Source organism: Vibrio genomosp. F10 str. 9ZD137 (genome assembly GCF_049974785.1).
Classification (GTDB): Bacteria; Pseudomonadota; Gammaproteobacteria; order Enterobacterales; family Vibrionaceae; genus Vibrio.
The window spans coordinates 1-2800 of sequence record NZ_JBNGCJ010000728.1; the positions used below are offsets into that span (position 1 = coordinate 1).

The window sequence follows — 2800 nt, forward strand, 5'->3', positions numbered from 1 at the left end:
TAAGGCGTGGTATCAACCGCCATCACTTCAGTGACGACCTTACGTTCATCTCGAATGAAAGAAGAATCTAACAGCTTACGCAGCCGATTGTTTTCTTCTTTATATTGATCAAGTAATAACAGGTCACTTTTAAGTTTGAGGACTTCTCGCTTTAAAGTTCGACTTGAGTCAAGTAAGGCTTTGCGGGTATTAAAATTATCGTAAAAACCATCAAACATCAGACGTGGCATATCCGCCGCGTACTGGATCGGAGCCACCAAACTGTTTAAAAAATATCGGACGCTTGAAAATGCACCTAAACGACTATCAGCCAGCATAAGGCTGGCTGATAGGGTAACCGCTAAAAACAGGCGAAATTGAAGTGAAGGCCCTCTGCCAAATATCGGCTTCATGATATAGAGATCCTAATTTTTCGCTTTATTGGCCTTGATAGGATTCATACCAAAGCCAATAAATTCATTACTCTTCGCTAAACAGATCGCCACCGTGCATGTCGATCATCTCAAGGGCTTTACCGCCACCTAAAGCAACACACGTCAACGGATTTTCAGCGACGACAACAGGGATCCCTGTTTCTTCCGTTAGTAGACGGTCGATATCTTTAAGCAGTGCACCACCACCAGTTAATACCATGCCGTTTTCTGAAATGTCTGACGCTAACTCTGGTGGACACTGCTCCAATGCAACCATAACAGCAGAAACAATACCCGAAAGAGGCTCTTGCAGTGCTTCTAAGATCTCGTTTGAGTTTAGGCTAAAGCTACGTGGTACACCTTCTGCAAGGTTACGGCCACGCACTTCAATCTCTTCAACTTCATCACCAGGATAAGCTGAACCGATTTCATGTTTAATTTTCTCAGCGGTTGCTTCACCAATTAAGCTGCCGTAGTTACGACGAACGTAGTTAATGATCGCTTCATCAAAGCGGTCACCACCGATGCGTACAGAAGATGAGTAGACCACACCGTTTAGTGAGATAACCGCCACTTCAGTAGTACCACCACCGATATCCACAACCATTGAACCAGTAGGCTCTGAAACGCGCAGACCAGCACCAATTGCCGCAGCCATTGGCTCATCGATCAAGTAAACCTCACGAGCACCAGCACCTAATGCCGATTCACGAATGGCACGACGCTCAACTTGAGTTGAACCACAAGGTACGCAAACCAAAACGCGTGGGCTTGGTTTAAGCACACTGTTGTCGTGAACCTGTTTTATGAAATGTTGTAACATTTTTTCCGTGACATAGAAGTCAGCAATCACCCCATCTTTCATTGGGCGAATGGCTGAAATATTGCCAGGTGTACGACCTAGCATTTGCTTTGCGGCATGACCGACAGCAGCAACGCTCTTTCCAGAGCGCGCACGATCTTGACGAATAGCAACAACAGAAGGTTCGTCGAGAACGATCCCTTGTCCTTTGACATATATAAGTGTGTTGGCAGTACCTAAATCGATAGATAGGTCGTTAGAAAACATGCCACGAAGTTTTTTAAACATATTCTTCGTTCGTCCTGCGAGAATTAGAAGATAAAAATTGCACTAAATGTACCAATGCCTTGCCATATCAGCAAGGCATTGAGGCATAAACATGGAGCAAAATCCGCATTTTCTAACAGTTTCCTTACTTAGCGCATGAAATGATGTAAATCACTGACCTATTAAGCCACTTTCGCCTCGGTAAATGACGCGATCATTACCACGATGAATACCAAAGGTGACAACCGTTGATGGATCTTCTTCGTCTGTATCTGCGCCATCCCAATTGTAACGAAGCCATGGCAATTCGTTATCGCTCCCATTGCAACCATCACTTTCACCATTTTCACCGGCCGTGCTATCCAGAGTTAACCAAAAACGAATTTGTTCACGTACAGAGGTGGTTTGTGAGGCGAGCAGTGAACGAGACTCTCCTAATGACACAGTATCGTCTTCTGATAAACTCGCGTTATCCGCCAAGTCTGACCAAATGACTTGCTGGCAATAATCATCGCCATCAAATTTGGTGCTATTGTCATCTGTATTAGTGATAAATCGACTGCCATTCCAATATTCAACAGTAAGAGGAACGGTGATAACGGTATTTTGGTTGCCACCTACATCTTTTAAGCTCATACGTCCAAAGCGGATATCTGGCTGATCAGTAAGAATCGCACCATCGGTGGCATAAGCAATAGGATCGATATTCGTCACTGAGACTGTTCCATCAATAGTGATGGTTGAATCTTCAATGGCTTCTGCCGCATTGAAAGGGCCGTCAGGAACAAATGTGGTTTGCTTCAACCAGCAGATACTATCGGTACAGTCATTATTCGCGGAATTGGAGAACGTCCCAATTGAGCGATTCGTATCGACAGCCCAACTAGCACCTTCTAATGCGGGTGCAGTTAGACGAGCACTGAACGTACTGTTTTCATATAAATTAAACTTTGCGTGCAGTGATGAGACAAACAGTGGATAGTTCTGCACCGCATTGTTACTACTATTTAACGCTTCTACATCGAACTCTACACCATCAAATGGTTGCCCCATGTACACATGTGGTTGTGAGCCTGGATAATCCCATCGCGTATCGATCACTGTAAAGAAAGCAGGGTAGAATCGGCCAATGCTTCTGGAGCCTTGATTGATATCCATCTCCAGGTAAGTAGCTTGAGTATCCACTAACAAACGAACACTGCCGACTTCATCCCAGCTCAGATCCGAGTAATTGTAAAAACCAACGCTGCTATCATGACTTTTTAATAATGAACCCGATAACTGACCATCAACACCGCCTAGATCGGAAGAGCGGCTC

3 protein-coding genes are annotated in these 2800 nt (G+C 44.6%); all 3 read right to left on the minus strand.

Going from position 1 to position 2800, the window contains the following annotated elements; all coding sequences use genetic code 11:
* A partial coding sequence (mreC, locus tag ACP45E_RS17325; RefSeq protein ID WP_141707389.1) for a rod shape-determining protein MreC occupies positions 1–392 on the minus strand: 392 nt, incomplete at its 3' end.
* Between the two features lie 67 nt (positions 393–459).
* Positions 460–1503, minus strand: coding sequence for a rod shape-determining protein (locus ACP45E_RS17330; protein WP_017035384.1), 1044 nt, complete (start codon positions 1501–1503; stop codon positions 460–462).
* Positions 1504–1653: 150 nt separating this feature from the next.
* A partial coding sequence (locus ACP45E_RS17335; RefSeq protein ID WP_347229987.1) for a DUF6701 domain-containing protein occupies positions 1654–2800 on the minus strand: 1147 nt, incomplete at its 5' end.

Coding starts and splice junctions, on each gene's coding strand:
- ACP45E_RS17330 (WP_017035384.1), bottom strand. CDS start 1,503: ATGTTTAAAAAACTTCGTGGCATGTTTTCTAACGACCTATCTATCGAT.